Source organism: Roseateles sp. P5_B10 (assembly GCF_056400485.1).
Genome location: NZ_JBFULE010000706.1, coordinates 1 through 2718 on the forward strand (window position 1 = coordinate 1; position 2718 = coordinate 2718).

The 2718-nt window shown below is 66.5% G+C and carries 3 protein-coding genes; all 3 read right to left on the reverse strand.

Annotated features, from left to right (window positions below):
* Positions 1-266: 266 nt before the first annotated feature.
* On the reverse strand, positions 267-986 hold the full coding sequence (locus tag AC1DU6_RS26275) for a carbohydrate ABC transporter permease (RefSeq protein ID WP_235531826.1): 720 nt from the start codon (positions 984-986) through the stop codon (positions 267-269).
* A gap of 89 nt (positions 987-1075) precedes the next feature.
* Positions 1076-1972: a carbohydrate ABC transporter permease gene (locus AC1DU6_RS26280; protein ID WP_457323930.1), complete on the reverse strand. Its 897-nt coding sequence runs from the start codon at positions 1970-1972 to the stop codon at positions 1076-1078.
* A partial coding sequence (locus AC1DU6_RS26285) for an extracellular solute-binding protein (RefSeq protein WP_477860713.1) occupies positions 1969-2718 on the reverse strand: 750 nt, incomplete at its 5' end. The genes AC1DU6_RS26280 and AC1DU6_RS26285, both read right to left, overlap by 4 nt.

Sequence of the window (2718 nt, forward strand, 5' to 3'; positions counted from 1 at the left end):
GCCTCCCCTTCTAAACCGCCGAGAAGCGCAGGAGCCCGGGGCGCGAGCGCAGCGAGCCTCAAGCTCTGACTTCGCGCCCCTTTGTTTGAACGCAGCGTAGCGAAGTGAGTTGGGCGCGGCCCCGGGTTCAGAGCATCGCAGGGAACCCCGCWGGGGCGGTTTCGCAGGGGCGACTTTTTGCCTTCTTTTTGGTCGCTCAAAAAGAAGGTCGCCCGCCGGGGCGAACTCCCGGCTGGGCATAGGCACAAAGCCACTGCAACGGGCCGTCATTTCACACTCCCCATCAACAGCCCCTGCATGTAATACCTCTGCAGCGCCACAAACAACCCCAGCACCGGCAGCACGGTGATCACCGCCCCCGCCATCATCAGCTCGCTGTCGTTCACATGCTCCCGCGACAACGCAGCCAATGCGACTGGCAGCGTGTGCATCTCGCCATCCGTCAACACGATCAACGGCCACATGAAGTCGTTCCAACTTCCTAAAAAGGCAAACACCGCCAGCGTCACCAACACCGGCTTCAACGTCGGCAGCACGATGTTCCAGAAGATGCGCCCCTCCCCTGCCCCATCCAACCGAGCCGCCTCCAGCAATTCATCCGGCACCCCTCGCGCGTACTGCCGCACAAGGAAGATGCCAAAGATCCCCGCCATGCTGGGAATCAGCACGCCCATCCATGTGTTCACCAGGCCCATGCCCTTGAGCATCAGGAACAGCGGCAGCATCGCCACCTGCCCCGGGATGACAAGCGCCGCGATCAGCAGCCCGAACACCCGCTCGCGGTGGCGAAAGCGCAGCTTGGCGAACGAGTAGCCCGCCAGCGTATTGAAGCTCACCGACATCAACGTGCTCACCACGGCCAGCCCCAGGCTGTTGACGAAGGCTCGCTTCAAGCCACCGTCGCCGAGCAACTGGCGGTAGTGCACCAGCGTCGGGTCGTGCGGGACCAGCGGCGGCGGCAGGCTGGAGGCGCTGCCGGCCGGCATCAGCGACACACACACCATCCACACCAGCGGGAAGGCCGCCAGCGCCGCAAAGGCCCACAGCAGGCCGTTGATGAGAAGGCTCCTGGGCTTCATGCGCCCTCCCCCGTCAGCCGGCGCTGCACAGCGATCAGGCCCTTGCTGACCACCACAATGACGACGAAGAGCACGAAGGCCACCGCCGAGGCCAGGCCCAGGTTCCACCACTTGAAGCCCTCTTCGTACATCAGGTAGAGCACGCTGACCGTGCTCTGCAGTGGCCCGCCCTGGGTCATCACATAGGGCTCGGCGAAGAGCTGGAAATAGCCGGCCGTTGTCAGGATGGTGACCATCAGCAGCGTCGGCGCGATGCTGGCCAGCGTGATGTAGCGGAACTGGGCCCAGCTGCGCGCGCCGTCCAGCCGCGCGGCCTCGTACAGGTCGTGGGGCACGGCCTGCAGCGCCGCGATGAAGATGATCATGTTGCCGCCAAAGTTCTTCCAGGCGGCGAACAGGATGATGGTGGGCATGGACCAGTGCGGGTCGCCCAGCCAGTCGACGGGGTCCAGGCCCAGGGACTGCAGCGTGTAGTTCACCAGACCGTACTTGACGTGAAAGAGATAGCGCCAGATGACGGCGACGGCGACCAGCGTGGTCACCACGGGGGCGAACAGTGCCGTGCGTAGCAGCGGCTTGCAACGCACCAGCTTCGACTGCAGCAGCACGGCCGCGGCCAGCGACACGCCGATCGACAGCGGCACGCCGAGCACGACGAAGTAGAGGGTATTGCCCAGCGCCTTCCAGAACAGCGGCAGGCTCAACACGTGCACATAGTTGTCCCAGCCCTGCCAGCGCAGGTTGCGCAGGTCGGCCAGCGCATAGATGTCGAAATCGGTGAGGCTCAACGCAAGGCCGGCGAAGACGGGCACGCCAAAGAACAGCGCGATGACGATCAGCGCCGGGGCGGCGAAGGCCCAGGCGGCGAGGGATTCGCGACCACTGTGCTTCATGCGGCGGTCTTTCGGTCCAGCATCCAGCGGCGCTTTTCCAGGATGCCGTCGACGAGGGCATCCAGCGAACGCACCGTCGTGTCGAGGTCGGTCACGCCGTGCACCGCGCGCGTGGCCGCGAGCTGCATCTCCTTCTCGATGCGCTCCCATTCCGGCACGGCCGGCGCCGCGCGCACGCGCTCGAGCTGGCGGCGGAAGGCGGCGGCGTGGCGGTCCTCGGCCAGCGTGGCGCCGTTCAAAGGCAGGGCCCAGGCACCGCGCCGCGCCGGCAGGTCGCCCGTCAGGCGGTAGAACTCGAGCTGCACGTCGGGCCGGCTCAGGTAGCTGATCAGCGCCCAGACTTCGGGCTTGTGGCGCGAGCGCTTGAACATGGCGAGGCTGGCGCCGCCGGCGATGGAAACGCCGGGGCCGTCCGGGCCAGGCAGCTCGGCGGTGGTCCAGGCATTGGCCAGTTCGGCCGGCAGGCGGCGCTTGAACTCGCCGATGTCCCAGGGCCCCGACATGTAGAAGGCGAAGTTGCCGCGGCCGAACTCCTGCCAGAGGTTGCCGATCTGCACCTCGCTGACGCCGGGCGCCTCGCCGCGCTGGAAGCGCTCCAGGTAGAAGGACAAAGCCTTGCGAAAGCCCGGGCCTGAGAAGTTGCCATAGCGGCCGCCGTCGCGCAGCACCTCGCCCGGCTGCTGCAGGGCCAAGGCAAGCAGCGGCGCGGATTCGTTGGTCGGCAGCAGGATGGGTTTGTCCATGCC

Excerpts from the sequence above, each read along its gene's own strand:
- AC1DU6_RS26275 (WP_235531826.1), bottom strand. The coding sequence starts at position 986 with ATGCCGGCCGGCAGCGCCTCCAGCCTGCCGCCGCCGCTGGTCCCGCAC.
- AC1DU6_RS26280 (WP_457323930.1), bottom strand. The coding sequence starts at position 1,972 with ATGAAGCACAGTGGTCGCGAATCCCTCGCCGCCTGGGCCTTCGCCGCC.